Origin of the sequence: Microcoleus sp. FACHB-SPT15, from assembly GCF_014849525.1 — a bacterium.
In the GTDB taxonomy this organism is placed as follows: domain Bacteria; phylum Cyanobacteriota; class Cyanobacteriia; order Cyanobacteriales; family Coleofasciculaceae; genus Symplocastrum; species Symplocastrum torsivum.
In genome coordinates this window covers 237,678-257,530 of the sequence record NZ_JACJNU010000006.1, presented here as the reverse complement: position 1 = coordinate 257,530, position 19,853 = coordinate 237,678, and the positions used below count along the sequence as shown (strand labels likewise).

General features: G+C 45.2%; 19 protein-coding genes. 12 read left to right on the top strand and 7 right to left on the bottom strand.

Going from position 1 to position 19,853, the window contains the following annotated elements; translation table 11 throughout:
- Window positions 1-42: 42 nt before the first annotated feature.
- Window positions 43-870, top strand: a complete 828-nt coding sequence (locus H6F98_RS02460) for a sugar phosphate nucleotidyltransferase (protein ID WP_192217073.1) — start codon at window positions 43-45, stop codon at window positions 868-870.
- A gap of 26 nt (window positions 871-896) precedes the next feature.
- Here H6F98_RS02460 and H6F98_RS02455 read toward each other — a convergent pair whose 3' ends face one another.
- The gene (locus tag H6F98_RS02455; protein ID WP_192217072.1) at window positions 897-2,483 is read right to left on the bottom strand and encodes an NAD(P)H-hydrate dehydratase; all 1,587 of its coding nucleotides are present in this window, start codon (window positions 2,481-2,483) and stop codon (window positions 897-899) included.
- A gap of 156 nt (window positions 2,484-2,639) precedes the next feature.
- Between H6F98_RS02455 and H6F98_RS02450 the strand changes: the two genes are divergently transcribed.
- The 3 genes from H6F98_RS02450 (at window position 2,640) to H6F98_RS02440 (ending at window position 7,370) form a co-directional block, all read left to right on the top strand.
- Window positions 2,640-3,152, top strand: coding sequence for a CYTH domain-containing protein (locus tag H6F98_RS02450; RefSeq protein ID WP_192217071.1), 513 nt, complete (start codon window positions 2,640-2,642; stop codon window positions 3,150-3,152).
- A gap of 253 nt (window positions 3,153-3,405) precedes the next feature.
- Window positions 3,406-6,579, top strand: a complete 3,174-nt coding sequence (locus tag H6F98_RS02445) for a TIR domain-containing protein (RefSeq protein WP_192217070.1) — start codon at window positions 3,406-3,408, stop codon at window positions 6,577-6,579.
- 29 nt (window positions 6,580-6,608) lie between these two features.
- Window positions 6,609-7,370, top strand: a complete 762-nt coding sequence (locus H6F98_RS02440) for a DUF928 domain-containing protein (protein ID WP_192217069.1) — start codon at window positions 6,609-6,611, stop codon at window positions 7,368-7,370.
- 9 nt (window positions 7,371-7,379) lie between these two features.
- Here H6F98_RS02440 and H6F98_RS02435 read toward each other — a convergent pair whose 3' ends face one another.
- The gene (locus tag H6F98_RS02435; RefSeq protein WP_192217112.1) at window positions 7,380-7,535 is read right to left on the bottom strand and encodes a CHAT domain-containing protein; all 156 of its coding nucleotides are present in this window, start codon (window positions 7,533-7,535) and stop codon (window positions 7,380-7,382) included.
- A 197-nt stretch (window positions 7,536-7,732) separates the two neighbouring features.
- On the opposite strand from H6F98_RS02435, the gene H6F98_RS02430 reads away from it, so the two are divergent.
- A complete protein-coding gene (locus tag H6F98_RS02430) occupies window positions 7,733-8,515 on the top strand; it encodes a DUF4231 domain-containing protein (RefSeq protein ID WP_192217068.1) in 783 nt (260 codons plus the stop codon).
- Between the two features lie 19 nt (window positions 8,516-8,534).
- Here the strand turns inward: H6F98_RS02430 and H6F98_RS02425 are convergent, their stop codons facing one another.
- From H6F98_RS02425 to H6F98_RS02415, 3 genes are all read right to left on the bottom strand, one after another.
- A complete protein-coding gene (locus H6F98_RS02425; RefSeq protein WP_192217067.1) occupies window positions 8,535-9,374 on the bottom strand; it encodes an SWIM zinc finger family protein in 840 nt (279 codons plus the stop codon).
- 6 nt (window positions 9,375-9,380) lie between these two features.
- Window positions 9,381-12,560 carry a DEAD/DEAH box helicase gene (locus H6F98_RS02420; protein ID WP_192217066.1) on the bottom strand — a complete coding sequence of 1,060 codons (3,180 nt, stop codon included), beginning with the start codon at window positions 12,558-12,560 and terminating at the stop codon, window positions 9,381-9,383.
- 133 nt (window positions 12,561-12,693) lie between these two features.
- Window positions 12,694-13,629: a TetR/AcrR family transcriptional regulator gene (locus tag H6F98_RS02415; RefSeq protein ID WP_192217065.1), complete on the bottom strand. Its 936-nt coding sequence runs from the start codon at window positions 13,627-13,629 to the stop codon at window positions 12,694-12,696.
- 227 nt (window positions 13,630-13,856) lie between these two features.
- Between H6F98_RS02415 and H6F98_RS02410 the strand changes: the two genes are divergently transcribed.
- The 4 genes from H6F98_RS02410 to H6F98_RS02395 all read left to right on the top strand — a co-directional run bounded on the left by H6F98_RS02410 (window position 13,857) and on the right by H6F98_RS02395 (window position 16,467).
- Window positions 13,857-14,846, top strand: a complete 990-nt coding sequence (locus tag H6F98_RS02410) for a Rieske 2Fe-2S domain-containing protein (protein WP_192217064.1) — start codon at window positions 13,857-13,859, stop codon at window positions 14,844-14,846.
- Window positions 14,847-14,945: 99 nt separating this feature from the next.
- The gene (ttcA, locus tag H6F98_RS02405; protein ID WP_192217063.1) at window positions 14,946-15,767 is read left to right on the top strand and encodes a tRNA 2-thiocytidine(32) synthetase TtcA; all 822 of its coding nucleotides are present in this window, start codon (window positions 14,946-14,948) and stop codon (window positions 15,765-15,767) included.
- Between the two features lie 63 nt (window positions 15,768-15,830).
- Window positions 15,831-16,121, top strand: a complete 291-nt coding sequence (locus H6F98_RS02400) for a nucleotidyltransferase family protein (protein ID WP_192217062.1) — start codon at window positions 15,831-15,833, stop codon at window positions 16,119-16,121.
- A complete protein-coding gene (locus H6F98_RS02395; protein WP_192217061.1) occupies window positions 16,111-16,467 on the top strand; it encodes a DUF86 domain-containing protein in 357 nt (118 codons plus the stop codon). The genes H6F98_RS02400 and H6F98_RS02395 overlap by 11 nt, the downstream gene beginning before the upstream one ends.
- A 49-nt stretch (window positions 16,468-16,516) precedes the next feature.
- Here H6F98_RS02395 and H6F98_RS02390 read toward each other — a convergent pair whose 3' ends face one another.
- Window positions 16,517-16,888, bottom strand: coding sequence for a DUF2237 family protein (locus H6F98_RS02390; RefSeq protein ID WP_192217060.1), 372 nt, complete (start codon window positions 16,886-16,888; stop codon window positions 16,517-16,519).
- 243 nt (window positions 16,889-17,131) lie between these two features.
- Here H6F98_RS02390 and H6F98_RS02385 point away from each other — a divergent pair, with 243 nt between their 5' ends.
- The 3 genes from H6F98_RS02385 (at window position 17,132) to H6F98_RS02375 (ending at window position 19,406) form a co-directional block, all read left to right on the top strand.
- Window positions 17,132-18,703 carry a hypothetical protein gene (locus tag H6F98_RS02385; protein ID WP_192217117.1) on the top strand — a complete coding sequence of 524 codons (1,572 nt, stop codon included), beginning with the start codon at window positions 17,132-17,134 and terminating at the stop codon, window positions 18,701-18,703.
- A gap of 2 nt (window positions 18,704-18,705) precedes the next feature.
- On the top strand, window positions 18,706-19,149 hold the full coding sequence (locus H6F98_RS02380; RefSeq protein ID WP_192217059.1) for a PIN domain-containing protein: 444 nt from the start codon (window positions 18,706-18,708) through the stop codon (window positions 19,147-19,149).
- Between the two features lie 68 nt (window positions 19,150-19,217).
- Window positions 19,218-19,406, top strand: coding sequence for a hypothetical protein (locus H6F98_RS02375; RefSeq protein WP_192217116.1), 189 nt, complete (start codon window positions 19,218-19,220; stop codon window positions 19,404-19,406).
- Between the two features lie 19 nt (window positions 19,407-19,425).
- Here the strand turns inward: H6F98_RS02375 and H6F98_RS02370 are convergent, their stop codons facing one another.
- A complete protein-coding gene (locus tag H6F98_RS02370) occupies window positions 19,426-19,782 on the bottom strand; it encodes a Spx/MgsR family RNA polymerase-binding regulatory protein (RefSeq protein WP_192217058.1) in 357 nt (118 codons plus the stop codon).
- Window positions 19,783-19,853: the final 71 nt, after the last annotated feature.

Genomic DNA, 19,853 nt, shown 5'->3' with positions numbered 1-19,853 from the left:
TGTACATTTCACTAGCCTCTAGTCCCTATCTCCCAGCCCTTTATGACCAACAGCCATCAAACCAATAAGCAAAAAGTCATTGGGTTATTACCTGCTGGCGGATATGCAACAAGGATTTCGCCCTTACCGATGAGTAAGGAGTTGTATCCTATTGGCTTTCGGCATGTAGAGGAAGGCGGTAGTCTGCGACCAAAAGTTGTTTGCCATTACCTGTTGGAGAAGATGCAGTTAGCAGGAATTGAGCAAGCCTTCTTTATTCTGCGTGCTGGGAAGTGGGACATTCCTACCTATTTTAGGGATGGCACAATGCTGAAGATGAACTTGGGCTATTTAATAATGAACTTGCCTTATGGTGTGCCTTACACATTGGATCAGGCATATCCTTTTGTGCAAGATTCGCTGGTAGCCTTGGGTTTCCCGGATATTTTGTTTCAGCCTGATGATGCCTATGTACAGTTACTTGCTAGGCAAGCGACGACTCAAGCTGATGTTGTCTTAGGATTATTCCCGACTAATCAACCTCAAAAGGCAGGTATGGTTGATTTTGATACGACAGGTCGAGTGCAGCTAATTGTCGAAAAGCCTCGCGAGACTGATTTACGTTATATGTGGGGGATTGCCGTTTGGACACCTGCATTTACGCAGTTCATGCATGAGTACATAGTAGTGATGGAGTCGGGTAAAGTGCGAAGTGAGGCGGCTGATAATCTAGCACCACAATCCGAGATACCAATTGGGGATGTGATTCAGGCAGCAATTTATCAAGGATTGCGGGTAGAAGCTGAGGTATTTCCTCAAGGTAGCTACCTGGATATTGGCACACCGGATGATTTAGTACGGGCGGTTAGGGATTTTTCTGTTGAGGTTTAGTTGTTGGTTGTTAGTTGTTTGGAGTATTAGTGATTTGAAAAAAGCGATCGCACAACCGGAATCAAATACTGTGACAAGGTAAACGCATCGACTCCTAATTCTGTTCGTTCCTCGGCTGCCATAATCCCTGCTTGAGCGTGCCACCAAGCTGCAACGGCAGTTGTTGCTTCCAAAGGCTGTTCTTGCAAGGCTTCCTGCGCCAGTAGACCTCCCAAAAGCCCTGTCAATACATCCCCACTACCACCACGAGCAAGAGCGGGTGTACTCTCAGGAATCAGCCAGACAGAGCCTCCCGGATGAGCAATTGCCGTCCTCGCTCCCTTTAACAACACGACAGCACGACTCAGTTGGGAGGCTTTCCGAACAGCACTGACTCGATCTGGGAGTAAAGTCGCTGAGTCGGGAAAAAGGCGCTTAAATTCACCAGCATGGGGAGTTAAAACGGTAGTCGCCCTACGCCGTAATAATGTTGGAATAGTTCTCAGTTCAGCAAGAATATTTAAGCCGTCTGCATCTAAAACCAGAGGGCATTCAGCTTCTAACACCTGTTGTACCACTGGCTGGGCACCTACCGTCAAACCAGGGCCACATGCGATCGCACTATACTTACTCAAATCAACCGCTTCTGGTAACTCCAAAATCGCCCCATCTTGTGTCTCTGGGCAACCGATAACTAGCGCCTCTGGCAACTGATTACTCAGCATCGGTTTGAGGCTTTCTGGCACCGCAATCGAGAGCATCCCTACCCCGCTACCACGCCCGCCTAATCCTGTTAGAAGCGCTCCTCCAGAATACCGACGAGAACCACAAATTAGTAGGAGATGCCCCTGTTTATATTTATGAGTTACGACTGGGCGAGGTATCGGTAACAAGTCTTTGGCAGTGGCGGCTGTCATCCGTTGCATCCCAACAGGTTCACTGAGGATTGACCAGACATCCCTCATAGGAATGCCAAAATCAATTAACTCTGCCTTACCAAAATATTCCAACGCTTGGTCTTGCAGAAATGCTAGCTTCCACAACCCTAAACAAAGAGTATGGGTTGCCCGAACTGCTGTTCCCAACACTTCTCCCGTATCTGTATGTATCCCAGAAGGTAGGTCAATGCTCACGACAGGTTGCGATCGCTGATTTAACTGGTCAATGGTAGCAGCAATTTCCCCTTCAAGTACTCTCGTTTGCCCAAACCCAAATAAGCCATCTATAATCAACTCACACTGATACAAGGGCGAAATCTGCTCATAAACAGGAATACCCAAACTCTCTACATATTGAGCATGACTTGCTGTGAGTTCCTTGAGCTTTGAAATCGGGCGGTAAATCAGTACATCGTAGCCCTGGAAGTGCAACTCCCGCGCCACGACTAAAGCATCCCCCCCATTGTGTCCTGGACCTACCAACACACCAACTCGGCGTAGGAGAGAACGGGGGTAAAGTTCCTGGATACGACTGCTAATCAGTCCGGCAACCTTTTCCATCAACGCGGCAACTGGCATTCCTGCCTCAAAAATGCGCCCTTCTATCTCGCGCATCTGCTGGGCCGTCACCACGACTTGCTCGATTTGTTCTCGCCGATTATTACCTGTGGTCAATGCTTGCTTGTCAAATGCCATTTTGCTTGTCTGCTTCTTTTCCCTGCCTCTTTTGCCAACAAGTTTATCTTGCAACTTCAAGATGCGATCGCTTCGCAACACTCACTATGTCAACGTGGACAAATAAAATAGTATTCAACAATCTAGGCGTGTACATCCCCCTTATAAATATCAGGTATGGCAGTTGAGATCGAGCGAAAGTTTCTTGTCAAGGGCGAAGTGTGGCGTAGGCATCAGTCAGAGGCAGCACTTCTTACTGGCACCATCTATCGTCAAGGTTATCTTTCCACTACAAAAGGCAAATCTGTAAGAGTACGCCTAGCAGGAAATCAAGGCTATCTCACCATCAAAGGTTTAACCAAGGGTGTTTCTAGAGCGGAGTATGAGTACACTATTCCAGCAGAGGATGCTCAAGAAATGCTGGATACATTATGTGAACCCCCGTTGATTGAAAAAACACGCTACAAAATAGAATTCGCTGGCTTACTTTGGGAAATAGACGAATTCGCTGGTGAAAATCAAGGCTTAATTGTGGCTGAAGTTGAACTCACCGACGAAAATCAAGTTATTGAACTGCCTGACTGGATTGACATAGAAGTTTCCGATGATCTCAGATATTACAATGTCAATCTATCTCAACATCCGTATAGTCAGTGGTCAAAGGAAGGAGTTCAGGAAACAGGAGTTTAGGAGGCATGGCATTTACTTAAGGAAGGTGCGAAGATTAGGCAGAAATTACTCCCTCATCTCCCTTAACAAGAGTGCCATTCAGTTTAGGAGTACATAATCTCCCAAGAATAAATTGAGGGGATTGAAATGAAATAAGTATCTCAGGATAAACCTCCGCATATTACATCTGAATAAACTCAGAAAAGGTTATTAAACTCGCCAGATAGTTTTGTTATAGTCCGAATATATAGAAAATCTATCTAAAGTTAGGTACGTGAATAGTTGCCAGGATGCATTTATCTCTTACGGACGTGCTGATAGTAAAGATTTTGCCGTCAAGCTCTACCAACACTTGAGTGATCGCGATTTAAAAGTTTGGTTTGACTTTGAAGCAATCCCTTTGGGAGTAGATTTCCAAAACCAAATTGATGATGGGATAGAGAAGGCGGATAACTTCCTATTTGTCATCGCACCCCATTCGATCAACTCTCCCTACTGCCGTAAAGAAATTGAACTGGCACTCAAGTACCACAAGCGGATTATCCCATTGCTGCACGTCGAACAGATTAGTCGCGACACCTGGCAGCAGCGCTACCCTCAAAAAACGGATGCTGACTGGGACGCTTATCAAGCAAAGGGACTGCATTCGAGCTTTCCCAATATGCATCCGGCAATTGGCAAAATCAACTGGGTGTATTTTCGCGAAGGAATTGACGATTTTGAGCGATCGCTCTCCGGACTATTAGAGCTTTTTGCACGGCACAAAGATTACGTCCAGCAGCACACTTACTTTCTATGTAAAGCACTAGTGTGGCAACGGCAGCACAAGCGATCGCAAAATTTACTCATCGGTGAGGAACGACAGCAAGCCAAAGTCTGGCTCAAGATGCGCTTTAAAGATGAGCAGCCCCCCTGCACACCCAGTGATTTACACTGCGAGTTCATCACCGAAAGTACCAAAAATGCCCATAACCTGATGAGTCAGGTGTTCCTCTCCTATACCCAGGAAAATGCGGCAGTGATGAGGCAGATTCGCAACAGCCTGTGCCGTGAAGGACTGACGGTTTGGACAAACACCATTGATATTCAAACAGGGGAAACGTTTGAGGAAGCCATTAAGCACGGCATAGAACAAGCGGATAACTTGGTCTATTTGCTATCGCCCGACTCCCTGAAATCCGCCTACTGTCAGCAAGAATTAAACTATGCCCTAGCCCTTAATAAGCGGATTATCCCGGTGCTGGTTAGTTCCGTTGAGCCAGAGCAAATCCCGCCAGCACTGCGCTGTTTACATTACACCGACCTGACAGACAATGTTCGGGAAGAGGATTACTGTCTCGATGAAAGCCAACTGCTCAAAATACTGCATCACGAGGCGGCATACTACCATGACCATAAGATTTTCTTAGTTAAAGCACTCAAGTGGCAGCAGCAGAGTCGCAACCCTAGTATTTTGCTGCGGGATTATAATCTGCGCCGTGCTCAAGCCTGGTTGCAAGTTGCTCAAAAGAGGACTCAACATCAGCCAACGCAGTGGCACGAAGAATTCATAACTGAAAGTCTGCGACAACCGCCTGAAGTGTCGCAAGATGTCTTTCTCTCCTATTCCCGTGCTGACTCAGATTTTGTTCGCAAGCTCAATGATGCGTTGCAGATGCAGGGCAAAACGGCGTGGTTTGACCAGGAAAGCATTGCAACCCAAGCGGAGTTGCAGCAGGATAAAGCTCACTCAAGTGGCAATACCAACTTACAGCAAGAAATTTATCAGGGTATTGAACGGTCTAACACAATTGTCGCGGTCATTTCTCCTAGTTTTGTCAACGATGCTGATGTTGCCAAGGAGTTAGCTTATGCCCAGAAGCTGAATAAACGAATGGTTGCCATCTTGCATCGAGAAACAGCTACAGCAGAACTCCCCTCAGCTTTAGAGAACGTCCAGTGGATTGATTTCCGCAGGCACGGCGGTGAATTTCTGCCCAATTTTGGCGAATTAATCCGGACGCTAGATAGTGACCCGGACTATGTGCAAAGCCACACTCGCTTACTGGTGAAGGCTAGGGAATGGGAGCAACAAGAGCGCGATGATAGCTTTTTACTGCGAGGGAAAGATTTAGTAGCCTCTGAGCAATGGTTGCACCAATCAGCAGACAAGCAACCGAAGCCCAATGCGCTGCAACTGGAATACCTCAAAGCCAGCCGAGAACTTCCCTTTCGTAAGATTAAACGACGTTCGGTGTTTTTAACAAGTGCCCTTGTTTCGGTGCTAGTGGTTGTTGCTCGGTTTTTTGGCGGGATGGAGCCTGCTGAACTGAGAGTGTATGACCAGTTAATGCGCCTACGTCCCAGTGAACCCCAAGATGAGCGTTTCTTAATCGTTGAGGTAGATGCGGTTAGTAGCGAGGCACTCCGGCAAGACATGATTGAGAGGCGTTATGAGCCTGGAATTGGGACAATCCCAGACAAAGCCTTAGATGAAGCCTTAGCAAGGTTATCAGCTCATCAACCCCAACTCATAGGGTTAGATTTTTACCGAGATTTTAAGGCACAGCCAGAATTAGCTAAACGTTTCCAGCAAACTCAGAACCTGATTGCTCTTTGTAAAGCAAGTTCCGTTGATGGGCGAGGCTATATTCCACCGAGTGAAGTCCCGATGAACCGTATTGGATTTAATGACTTCTCTCAGGATGGCGAAGATTTTGTGCGCCGTCACTCACTATTACAGGAACCAGATCCCGAATTTTGCAACACGCCAGAGGCATTTAGCTTGGTTTTGGCTCGAAAGTACCTTGAATCCCAAGGGATTTCCTATACCTCTCCTCAGAATGATGAGGGCAACTACGTGCGAGATATGCAGTTTGGCAAGACTGCAATCCCGCAACTGTTGGGAAGTGGCAGTCCTTATCAAGACACAGGAGGCAAACTAGAAGGCTATCAAACCCTACTCAATTACCGTGCCCACAAGGGTAATCCCAACAACTTTGCACCAACGGTTAGCCTAAAAGATGTCCTCAATGGCAACGTGCCAGCCAAGAAAATTCAAGACCGCATTGTCATCATTGGTTACACCGATACGGCAGATAGGAACGCTGACCACTGGCATAGCCCCTACGGCGATATGCCTGGAGCGATCGTGCAAGCTCAGATGGTAAGCCAAATTATTAGTGCGGTATTAGATAAGCGTCCCTTAATTTGGTGGATGCCGATTTGGGGCGAAATTTTGTGGATTTTTTGCTGGTCTACCGTCGGGGGTTTGGTTGTCTGGCGATTTTCCCGACCGTATCGGCTAACAGTTGTCAGTGTCGTCGTTACGTTGTTCGCTCTTTATGGTACATGCTACATCATCCTTGTCAGCCAGAGTGGTTGGGTGCCGTTAGTTCCTCCGGCTATTGCTGTAGTAGTAACTGGAGTTGGTGTCAATTATCTAACTTATCGGCTGCGACAGGCTTAGATTGATCTCAATTTAGAAGGTATCTAGAAATGAGCTGGTTATCACGCTATCAAAAAAGCATCTTGATTTTGACTCTAAGTACGCTGATGCTTCCCTTGCTACCCATTGATGCTCCCCAAGCCCAAGCGCAGTCTGTTGGAGAGCGAATTGTGAATTTGTTTCGCCGTGAGCGCAATCAAGGAAGACCCTCTGGGCGATCGCGGGGTGGAGCGATTCGGGGATACTGTGTCCCTCCCGGCAGCAAGCCCTTAACGGCTCTAGTCCCGGAGAATGAGCCAGGGACAACCGTTTCTGACCATCCTACGTTTTGGTTTTACCTACCTGTGGGTCGTTCGGAGCGGGTAACACAAGCAAAATTTATGCTAGAGGATGAAAATCAACGCCCTGCCATCAAGCAACCGCTCACGATGGCGTTACCTGATGCGCCAGGGATTGTTAGCGTGAAACTTCCAGAAACTGAACAGCCTTTAGAAGTGGGCAAACAGTATGAATGGGAATTTTCGATAATTTGTGATGAGTGGGATCTATCGGGAAACCCACAGGTTTGGGGTCAGGTTAAGCGGGTGGAGGCGAGTCCAGAGCTGGTTCAGCAGCTAAAAACCTTACCTGAGTCCGATCAATACATTGCTTTCGTAGAGCATGATATCTCCCAGGAAGCGCTGACTGGGCTTGCGTTGCATCGCTCTCTCCATTCAGATGATTGGATGAATCTGTTGGAACTATTTGATCTAAAAGATGTTGCTGATGCTGTTGTTACTCCACTTAGTTCTCAAGCAGAAACGCGCCCGTAGTCATCACGATCAAAACCAACTTCCCACTAAGACATAGGAAGCCCAAAAACTGGGGGCTTGAAAGTTGGGGTCTTGTAACATCACCTGTTGTGCTTGCTGTAGGGCTTCGGCACGAGAAACCCCTCGCTGTCCTAAGTGCTTGTAAAATTCTTCAGTAAAAGGAATGTTGAGAACGACCTAGTTTTTCGTCTTCTTCGCTCCTTTTTTCCACTACTCTGCATGTTGGTGGGCACGAATCACGCTGCCATCGACGGAATGAACCGAACAGCCTAGCTTTCCTTTTCTTATAGTCATCTTTCTCCAGACAGATTTATTATCAGAATTATAAAGAGTAAATCTTGGCACAAGAGGAAGTTAAAGCTGTGGCAAAGAAAAACAACTATCGCCAGTACATCAAACAGACCTTCAGTGGACTGATCGACCGACTTGACTTATCAGATTTGCGAAAAGACTTTCTTAAAAATCGCTGGCTCGACCAAGTCCTGTGGCTGGAGGGACGAGCCACCAAAGAACGCGATCGCCATCATTCCCTGAGGCTGATGACTATCATTGGAGGGGTAATTATCCCAGCACTGGTCGGTTTTGGGAAGGGTAACAATCGCTGGCAAGAAATCGCAGGTTGGTCAGCCTTCGGCTTAAGTCAGGCAGTAGCCATCAGTGCTGCCGTCGAGGAATTTTTTGCTCCTGGTGAGAAGTATCGCAACTACCGTAATACTGCCGAAGGCTTGAAAATTGAGGGTTGGGAGTTCTTCCAACTGACTGGAGCCTATCGGGAGTTTGAGACCCATACCGATGCCTACACTGCGTTTGCCCAGCGCGTCGAGCAGTATGTTAAGCAAGATGTGCAGGGCTTTATTTCCAATTTGGAAGAAAGGCAAAACGAAACCAAGAAGAACACCGAAGAAAAAAGTACGCAGGATACCGAACTCACACTCGAAAAGCTCAACCAGCAGTTGCAACTCCAACAAGCAAACTTTGAAGTGCAACTGAAGCAGCTAGAACTAGAGAAGCGCCGTCTGGAAGAACAAAAGCAGCAGTTGGAACAAGAGCGCTTAGTACAGCCTCAGAACAATAGCGAAAAACCCACAGACCAGGGAACGGAAGTTATCTTAGATAGCCTACCTTCAATTCAGAAACCCTTGTGACCATTAACATTGTTACTCGCTACATCACCCCTTTATTTTTCGTTCTTACTCGCTGATATAACTCCTCCATTACTTCAATAAAAGAAGTATCCTTCTTCCAAAATGGTGGGAAATCTCCCGCCTTTTTAATTAAAATTGCTGGAATACTTGCTGGAGAAGCCGCTTCGATAGTTTGTGGTAAGCGCTTTTCCCCTAGCCAAAATTCTCTTAAACTTACCGACTCTTTTCCTGGCACTTTTTCGGGTTTAGTATAGTATGATACTGCCGATTCAATAGGAATGTCTTCAGGTTCTATTGCTGAGGAGAGAACTTGACCTAATGGAGATTTAGCCAACTCTTGAAGGAGTTTTTCCCGTGATAAACCTCTAAGTTCAAATAATAGAAATGGGTTAGAGTCTAATTCGGATGCTACTAAGTAATAAACCCCAGCAATATGTTTACAAGGATTGGAATAATCCGGACAGGAGCAATTTGTTGTAAAATCCTTACGGCTCTGAGGTAATAAATTTAAATTTAGCTCTGCAAAAGCCGATTCTATATTATCCGGCACTTCGTTCATTAACAACTTTGAAACAAAGCTAGCTTTCGAGGCAATCTGTGCGATCGCTTTTGACCAATCTGCTGCTGAAATGGGTTTAATTTCGATAGTTGTGTTGTATAAAGGTTCTTTGTAAACTCCAAAATAGGGATTCACTGAACCTCTCACCTTTGCTGTAATTTTCCCTTGAATTATCTTATATTCCTTAATTTTACCTCCACTGGCATAAGACCGACCGCGCCCTAGCCGAGCTGAGTCAGTAAAGGCTTCCAATGCGGCAATAAATCGCTTTCCCCACCAAGTTCTACTAAATTGTGCCATTTCTAATTACTCCAGAATTGCTGTTTTGTTCAAAGCAATCAACTGTTTAAAACTGTCATTGTCCAGTTCAGTTAACCAAGATTCATCTGTCCCAATAATTGCTGACGAGAGTTTCTTCTTATCTTCAATCATTTGATCGATGCGCTCTTCCAACGTTCCTAATGTTACAAATTTATGAACAAAGACATTTTTATTCTGACCGATTCGGAAAGCACGATCTGTTGCTTGGTCTTCCACTGCTGGATTCCACCAACGATCAAAATGGAAGACATGATTCGCTTTAGTTAGAGTAATTCCGACACCACCAGCTTTCAGAGAAAGAATAAACACAGAAGGTTCAGTTTCTGCATCTTGAAACTCAGTAATCATCTTTTCTCGTTTGTTACGATTGGTGCCTCCGTGAAGGTAATAGGTGTTGTAATGAAGAGTTTGTTTCAGGTATCTCTCCAGGTTGTCGCCGATTTCTGTAAACTGGGTGAAAATCAGTAAGCTTTCCCCTTCGGCATTGACCTCTTCTATCATCTCAGCAAGGCGTTCTAGTTTATGCGATCGCTCCGGGAGAAACTCACTACTATCCTGTAAGAACTGGGCGGGATGATTGCACACTTGCTTCAGCTTCATCAGGGTAGACAAGATTAGCCCCTTGCGTTGCATCCCCTCGGCTTCCTCAAGTTGTCTTTCTACATCCTTAACAACTGCCTCATATAACGAAGCTTGTTCTTTCGTCAAGTTGCAATACTGTTTGTGTTCAACTTTGTCCGGCAAATCTTTAATCACTTGCTTATCTGTCTTCACTCGCCGAAGAATAAAGGGTTCTACCAACTTCTTTAAAGTGGTAGACTTCACCTTGTCATTCTCTTTTTGAATCGGAATTTCAAAAGATTTGCGAAATTGTGCTTCCTTGCCCAAGTAACCAGGATTGAGAAAGTTAAAAATTGACCACAAATCTAATAAGCGGTTTTCTACTGGTGTTCCTGTTAAAGCCAGACGGTGCCTAGCTTGGAGTTTTAAAACCGCCTTTGTTTGTGCGGCTTGAGGATTTTTGATATTTTGTGCTTCATCGAGTACAATTCGCTGCCATGTCACACTTTTAAAGAGTTTTTCGTCTTTTCTGGCTAGAGTAAAAGATGTAATTATGACATCGTACTTTGAAGCGGCAGCTATAAATTCTTTGTCATCTTTAATTCGGCTACTACCATGATGCACTAGGGTTTGGAGATGAGGCGCAAATTTTTCAATCTCCTTTCGCCAGTTGCCAACGACAGAAGTCGGTGCGATTAATAAAGTTGGTGGTACTTTTGGAGTTGATTCCTTTTCATTAACCAGTTGGGCAATAACCTGAATAGTTTTTCCCAGTCCCATGTCGTCAGCAAGACAGCCATTCAGACCAAGCCTTTCTAGATATTGCAGCCAAGAAACACCGCGTTTTTGATATTCTCTTAAGTTGCCTTGCAATTTAGCCGGATTCTCAATCGGTTCAAGTTGGCTTTTATCCTGCAACTTTGCCATCATATCTGCCAGGACATCGTCGTGTTCAACTTCGATTTCCTCGGCAGCTTCTGTGGCTTTTTTCATCAAATCTAGCAGTGTCATTTCAGGGGTTTCTTCACTGTGAGACTGCCAGAATTCCAGCATCTGCTGCATTTTCTCTTGGTCTAACTCCACCCATTGACCCCGGAATTGCACTAGGGGAGTTTTAGCCTTGACTAATAACTGCCATTCTCGTTCTGTAATTGGCTGTCCGCCAAGGGAAAGTTCGTATTGGTATTGAATAATGGTGTCGAGACTGAAGTATCCTTTATTTTTTGCTTTGGTTGATGATTTCTTTGGGGAAGCCTTGAGGCGGATTTTTGCCCGTTGGCGACCTTCTGGTGTCCACCAAGCAGGAATAATCACTTTGTAACCAGCATCTTCCAAAACCCAAGCACTTTCTTTGAGAAAGCCAAAGGCTTCTTCTAAAGTGAGTTGCAAACCGATAGGTTGATTGGTTTCGAGTCCTTTCCAAATTTGGGGATACATCCGGGCGGCATATCCTAGGTTTAACAGCAGGTCTTTCTCAAACTCTTTGCCAAATTGCTGATGAATGGACTTTTTAGTTTTTTGATTCAGATGCCAATAATCATCTAAATCTAGCTTCAAAGATGGGTCTTTCTTTAAGGAAACTAGGAAGTTTAGTCGCCAATTGTCCGGTTCCCTTTCCGGGGCAGATTGTAACTGAAAACACAGATGGAAGGCAGCAGCATCTTGAGCTACAGTTAATTTTTGCTTCCAAGCTGCCCATTGTTTATAGTCTTCTAGAGCAAGGTTGTTTGTCCAAGGTGCATTGGACTGGGTGGGATAAACACAACTGTAAATCAACGAGTCACTAATCTTTTTTTCAAAGCTAGCTGATAAAGGAGTATTCGTAACAATTTCGGTTAGGAGATATTCGGAGAAATGTCGTAATAAAGTCTCTTTATCATAAAATTCAGTTGAGTTTATTTGGCTTTCTGAGCCGGAAACACAAGCCAGGGGCATACAATCAACATATTGATGAATCTTTGCTTCATATTGCTCAGAAATGATTTGCCAAGCGGGATAAACTTCAAAATTATTAGCTGGCTTTTTTCGTTTTCCTTTAGGAAGAGGTAACTCCCGATATTTTAGAGCGGGAATATATTGGTCTTTGAGGAGAACTTGCTTAAAGGACTGAGTATAGTGGTACCAGAAGAGCAGGTCTGAGCCAAACTGGAGTTCGTTTGAGCTATAGAGAGCTAGAAAATGAAGGTCATTGAGGAGTTGAATAACTGGTGTGACGTGGTAAGACTTAAAATTAGTACCTCGAAGAGTTCGAGTGACTTGATAACAATCAATAGCCCAAGCCTTAAAATCTATGTCTTCAGGAGTATCTCCTTCTAGATATCGAGTCATTTCTAGAGAAGGGAGAGGTTGGTTATCGAGGCTAGGTAGAATGAAGTATTTTGAGGAAATATTATTTTTAATCAGGGTCGTGGGAGTTTCGGGAATACCCAATTCCTTGACAAGAAAGTTAGATAAATCCTCTTTCCTTAAATGTCCTGGATGAATGTTTTCTGATTGAGTTTTCTTTCTCTTCTGAAAAAACGTTTCTATCCATAAGTAAAAAGCGCCCGTTTGGATGAATGATGTTTCGGATGAGGGAATCCAAGTGCCGTGGAGAACTTTCATGGGTAGATGCCTCTAAAGTTTTTTACTCTTACCTACCTTTGGAGGGATGATACCAAATTCTGGCGTTCTGGTACTGTTGCGTTTCTCACAAGAGTCAGTTGTGAACCGCAGCCAGTAATGAAACATTAAATGGTTAGTGTCGCATATTGTCGCGACTTGTCGCAAGTTGACCATAGAGTGGGTTGAGGCGGTAATAGAGCTGATTGGTCTGGCCTTCAGGCAATAGTAGCCTTTTCTCCACGATTCTTCGTAGTTCGCGCTGTAGCGTCCGCCGTGAAGGTTCTGGGCAAATTTCCTCAAAGTTCTGAATCGTCAGCCCTCCATGCTTGATCGCAAAAGTGAGGGCGAGTCGTTGGCGAGGCGAAAGTTGGTACTTCTGGAAAAGCACCTCAGAGGTACGCTGTCCATCAAGATTCTGCGTTGCGTTGGAGAGCAACTCGTCCCCCACGTAGGGTTGTAAGTAGGCTACTAATAACTCTTGAACTTCCTCGTAAAGCTGCTGCCGATGTGTGCGCTCACTGCGTAATGCTACCAAAAGCAGGGAGTTGTAGCACTGGAGGCAAACCTCAGCTAGCAGCTTGCTTTTCTCTGTACTTAAGGCAAAGTTTCGCAGCTTTAACAGGTTAGCGAACTTCTGGATAAGTCCTTGGGTAAAATTATCGTCGAAGTACTTAAACATCTCCGGCGCGACGAAGTACTGAATGTAGACGACTTTCGGCCCTGGATGCTCAAAATAGACAGCAAACGTCTCCACAAGCTGCTGAATCATCTGTTTGAGTGGTAGTTGCGCCGTTTGAGGCGTCATTAGCTGCGCGTGAATTGCTCTTACCTGCTCCATATGACGTTCTTCCAAAGCATGGAAAATCGCCAGCTTATCTGGAAAGAACTGATAGAGGGAACCGATCGCCGTTCCCGCACGAGCCGCGATCGCGTGAGTTGTCGCTGCTTCGTAACCCACCTCAGCAAACACCTCGGCAGCCGCCTCTAGAATCCGCTCGACACGTTGTTGACTGCGCTTCTGCTTTGGCTGGCGGCGCAAGGATACGTTTTTTGATATTGAAGCGTTCATAAATTCAGCGTAACTTCTGCGAGCGCCTTGACAAACATGAATATCCTGTCATAATTTCTAAAGAGACGCGAAAAGATTGTCACATTTAATAAGTTTACACCCACAGCAGAACTGACTGCATCTGCTTCATCAGCACTTTATAGATGCCTAACTTGCGTCACATCTTGTGACATAACCCGTGCGGCAAGAACTAACGTTAACTCAATTTAGCAAGGAGTAAAACACCGATGTCTATGCTTGAGGGTGCCCCTTGGCTCTTGGCACACAAGTCTATGTTGGAAGTTAACAAACCTAAAAAAGTATCGCTTTACGGCGCAGACTATGTCCTTTGGCAAGATCGAACTGGCAAAATAAACGCTTTACCCAATGCCTGTCCGCACATGGGAGCTATGTTATCTGAAGGGTGGTGTCATGAGCATGAAGATAAAACGAGTGCAGTAGTCTGCCCATTTCATGCGCTTGAGTTTGATAGTGAGGGTTGCACTATTTTGCCAGGGTCGAAGAAAAAAACTCTGCCGCAACTAGAGCCACTACCCCTTATTATTCAAGGTAATTTTATTTGGTCGTATGGCGGGCATAAAGCCAAAGTTCCGATTCCCAATATTCTGAATGAAATTGCTTCCCAGTATGAGTTTATTGGTCATACGGCTGACACCAGCGTGGAGACCGATTTGCTCCCAATGCTGCTTAATATGCACGACTACAATCATCAAAATGGCACCCATAGCCCTCTTTTTAAAATTCAAGAAGTGCAGTTTGAAAGTTTTACTGATCGCGGTCATCAGTCTGATGCATTTTACAACATGCCAACAGCACAAACTAGCTGGAGAGAAAAGCTGAGTAATCCCGATGTACTCTTAATTCCAAAAATCATTAAAGCTCACTTGGAAAATCACTTTCCGTCCTTAGTTATCGCTCATGTGGAAAACGGCTTGGGCAAAATTGCACAAATCCACCTGTTTGTGCCGGAGTCCAAAACTCAGACCCGAACCTACGTGCTGATGTACGGTCTACCCAAACACCCTGCCTTTATGGTTTTAGGGAAAAAGTTTCTCAACTTTGCCAAAATAGTGGTCGAGCAAGACGCTGACATTTTGCGGAAGATTTATCTGAATACGCCTCAGAAAATCAAGCTCAATAACGAAGTTGGCATGGATTGGGTAAGGCGAAATTTTGAGAACTGGTCAGAAATTGTGGAACCGAACCTCTCTAAATGATAAATGAGTCGCATATCTCCGGTTTGTCGCTTGTGCCTTCACTTGCCTTTGCCTGATTTCAGCCTAAAATGGGCAGTGGAAAACTGAGGGAACCGTTGCATGGAAGCGACAAAGGTTCGTACTTCAAAGACTGTCAAAAAGCTGGAGACGCACCTACGCAGTTTAGTAGGAAAGGCGATCGCAGATTACAACATGATTGTAGAAGGCGATCGCGTAATGGTCTGCCTATCGGGTGGCAAGGATTCCCACACCCTACTCGACGTGCTGCTAAGCCTCCAACGCAAAGCCCCAATAAAGTTTGACCTCCTCGCCGTGAACCTGGATCAGAAACAGCCAGGTTTTCCAGCGCATGTGTTGCCAGAGTATTTGGACTCTTTGGGGGTGCCGTACCGAATTGTCGAACAGGACACCTACAGCATCGTTCAGCGCGTCATCCCTGAAGGAAAAACCATGTGTAGCCTATGTTCGCGCTTGCGTCGCGGCATTCTCTATCGCGTTGCTTCTGAGGAGGGGGCTACTAAGATTGCTCTGGGTCACCATCGGGATGATATTGTGGAAACCTTGTTTCTCAATATGTTCTACGGTGGACAACTCAAAGCCATGCCACCAAAGTTGTTGAGCGACGACGGACAACATGTAATTATTCGACCGCTAGCCTATTGTTCGGAGCGTGATATCGAGCGTTATGCAGACATCAAACAGTTTCCCATCATTCCCTGCAATCTCTGTGGTTCTCAGGAGAATCTGCAACGGGCGCAGATCAAGCAGCTATTGCAGACTTGGGAACGGGAACATCCAGGTCGAATTGAAAGCTTATTCAGTAGTCTTCAAAATGTTACCCCATCCCATCTTGCCGATACTCAGTTGTTTGATTTCGCTAGCCTAGGCAATTTGCGATCGCACACATCAACCACTGACTGACACTAGGATGAGATTGTTATGGGAGAAACTGAGGAATGAAGTTTGATAACGAGGGTTGCAACATTGAAGCGAGATGAGGTGCTAGCGATTGTCAAATCCCATCAGGTCAAGCTTCAAGAACTAGGAGTCAAGTCTTTAGATTTGTTTGGTTCTGTAGCACGGGATGAAGCTAGACAAGATAGTGATGTAGATTTTCTAGTTGAGTTTTCCAAACCTGTCGGATTTTTTGAATTCTTTCAGATTCAGCACTATTTAGAGGATATCCTGGGACGTGATATTGACCTGGGTACCCAGGATGCTTTAGAAGAGCATCTGCGTGAACCTGTTTTGAAAGATGTGATTCATGTCTTCTAGAAGCTGGCAACTCCGAGTACAGGATATTTTGAATGCGATTTCTACTATCCAACAGCGCACAGATGGGCTGACACTTGAAGAGTTTAGCGCGAATGAAATACTTGTAGAGTCAGTCCTCTATAAGTACATTGTCATTGGTGAAGCAGCAGCAAATATTCCTGCCGAGATTCAGATTCGTGCGCCTCAAGTTCAGTGGCGATTGATGAGCGATATGCGAAACATTATGGCTCATGAGTATTTTCAGGTTAATCTCAACCTTGTCTGGGGAACGATTCAGAACAACCTTCCTCCAGTGGTAGAACCCCTGAGAAATCTATTGACCAATGAAGCACCGAATGAGCTTTAATATCGGATGCGATCGCATCTATACTCTCTTGAACTCCGAGGATAGGCGCTTAGGCAAGGTCGAGTGCGTGTTGCTTCAGTTCATCCAAAGAAACGTATTCCACAGCTAATGCATGGGTTGCTGACAAAACTACAGGTGGAGCGACTCCAGCATCTAGTGCCTCCTTCCACCGACTCGCACACAAACACCAGCGATCGCCAGGTTTCAAACCAGGAAAATCAAACGCTGGCACTGCTGTACTCAAATCATTTCCTCTCGATTTGGTGAAGGCAAGGAACTCTTCAGTAACTTGGGCACAGACGATATGTGAGCCAACATCACCAGCGCCAGTGCTACATTTTCCGTCCCGATAATATCCAGTCATGGGAGAAGTGCAGCAAACCTCCAGCTCTCCTCCAAGGACGTTTCTAGCTTGTGTCATGACGGTAACTTCTTTAGTATTGGGTTCATCAATAGCTTACTAAAGATACGTTTCTTCACCATGATGCCATTATGACTTGTATAACCACAATCTCACTTCTGGGGTGGGCATGACGAGCGATAGTATTTATCAACTCACTCTACTGGGTTGCATCGATAGCAATTCAGATAACTTACAATCAAGACTCATCAATGGTATGAAGATATCTGATTTGGGTTAGCCTAATTCTTGGGAAATCAAATTATGGATTACTTCAAAGAAGCTGAATACATTTTAGAGCTACTCTACTTCCACTACCGTGGCAACCGTTATCAAGGTCGCGGCATTATGACTTGGAATCCCGATGAGGGTTTTCATCTAGAAGCTTTTTTAGATAAAAAGGGAAAAACCCTATCGAAAATTGACCTAGGGAAAGTTGGTATTAGTCCTAAAAGCAATATTTGCTCAATTCGGATGAGACCACAGAGTTATGATTGGGCGATCGCACCAAATATACGACTAACTGGCTCTGACGAATGGAACATTTCCAAGGGTCGTCTTTCAATCAATTTTGGACGTGTCTTTTTCTGTAAATCTATTACCCCAATCATATCAATCCTTGATAACTCAATTTGGACGGGTTCAGCAATCTACGAAACTAAGAGTGATCTGTCGCTACCTGATACTGTTTATACTGATGTGCGAATCAATGAACATCAAATTGGGCAAACGTGGAAAGCATCCGGAATTTTGTATGAAGATAATCAACAACAGAACTTGATTGGACACCTTGTTGATGAAAAGCAACTTAAGCTGCATTGGAAATTACCAAAGACCCATTGGTCAAAAGCTGAAAGTTGGCGTTGGGCAATGGCTATTCAATATGCGCTTTCTATTTGGTACGGAGAAACACTCTGGCTATTACAACGTGAGGTAGTACGTGGTTCCAAAAAGGTTACTGAGCTAAGTCAAAAGGGAAAACTAAACTCTCTAGAGCTTCTCTCTCCCTTTGGCGGTCGCCCACTTGACAAAGAGACCTTCATTGGTTTAACAGAATTTTTTGCCCGTAACTCCCCACATACTGATATTTGCCGGAGAATCTTTTGGCAAATGGTAGAAGCATCTCGTCAGCAAAGTCGGCAAGCAAGGGAACTTCTACTTTCAACTATTCTTGAAGCTGCCCTGCGCTCTCTTGAAGAGCATCCTTCTCAGCCAAACGATAAATGGAATGTTCAAGGCGGTTTAAAGCGGTTTAGGGAAAAATATTTTACAAAAGAGTGGAAGCCTTACTTTAACAGAGCATTCGAGGCTTTTGAAGCTCTTCGCCATCGTAACGCCCATCCAGACTGGCTCTTTAGTCAGGGAGGTAGCTTATCGGAAGCAGAGCAAGTGCAATCGTTGGACAACATGCTCTTACTCAGCCGATTCTACGGTTATATGATTCTTGCCCTTGCTGGCTTCAAAAATCTAGATCCGATTTTCCCTCCGCCACATAAAACCTGGGGAGCCGCAGCAACAGTAACACGGGTAGAGGAGAATTCACCAAACGTCTTTCCCAATCTTTTTCAGTGGAAACAGCAAGTAGATCCTATTGAGCGGTTACCTGAGCAACTGTCGAAAGCACGAACTTACCATGAAAAAACCATGCTCCGGCGGAATTTTGAGAGAAAAAGGGCAGCTCAATTCCATCAGGTCTCTGAACAATCAATTGACGATGAGTTTGAGGCAGTCGCAGATCACTTAGCAGATGAGTTTGCAGCGTGCGTCGGAGCAAATGCATCTGTCCTATCGGATTATGCAGTGAGCCGTGCGAGTATTTATGAGGATCATCCCTAGTCGTGGAATACCTCGTAGACACAAACGTTCTGTTACGCTTTGCCGATCGCAACCATCCACTACACCCAATCTTACGAGCTGCCGTGCGGAAACTGAGACTTGACGGACATAAGCTGCAAGTCACACCGCAAAACTGTGTTGAGTTTTGGAATGTCGCTACACGACCCACAACAAGAAACGGATTTGGCTTAACCCCCACTGAAGCAGATCGGCTGTTACGTTTGATCGAGCGCCTCTTCCCTTTGTTGCCCGATCTGCCTACACTCTACTCTGAGTGGCGTCGGCTTGTCGTCGCTTTCAGTGTCTTAGGGGTTCAAGTGCATGATGCCCGTCTTGTTGCTGCCATGAAGTCAAATGGTGTGACGCACATTTTGACGTTCAATATAGCTGATTTTGTTCGCTATGCAAGTGAAGGGATTGTAGCAGTTGATCCAACAACAGTTTAGATTACTAGAATCACCATAACTCAGGCTGTACAAAATCATCTACGTTTGACAAATCGTTGGAGCAGTACATGGAAGACGGAAGGCGGAATGAATTGCTCAATGGCGCGATCAACGTTAAGAGTGAGCAACAAGTTTTACAAGAAGGACTACAAATCCTTTTATCCAACATGGAGCCATCCAAGGTTGCTCGGTTCTGGGCAGCGTGCAATCTGGAACGTAACATTTTTTGCTATTCTCTCACGAGGGTTTGTATTTGAAGATGTCTACTACAGGCATCTATAACCCCAACTTTTCCCGCATCACATCCTCTTTGTCTCTGAATCCTACCAGCACGGCTGCTCCATCCTTCACGAAAAGCGGTCGCTTGAGAAGCATCGCATCCTTAGCAAATGCCTCAATCCATTGCTCCGAAGCCCAAGTCTGCTTCTCCTCACCTAGTACCCGGTAGGATTGACCAGAAGTATTCCGCATCGGCTTCGCACCTAGAGTATCCACCCAACTTTGGATCGTTTCGCGGGTTGGCGGATTTTCCTTTGTATTAATAAAGTCGTACTCAACACCGTTATCTTCGAGCCATTTGAGAGCCTTCTTACAGGTAGTGCAATTTGGTATTCCGTAAACTTGAATAGACATAATGCTTGTTAATCAACATCAACTACTATGCAACACACCCGATGTTTTTAATTAAACATTTCTCGATGCGT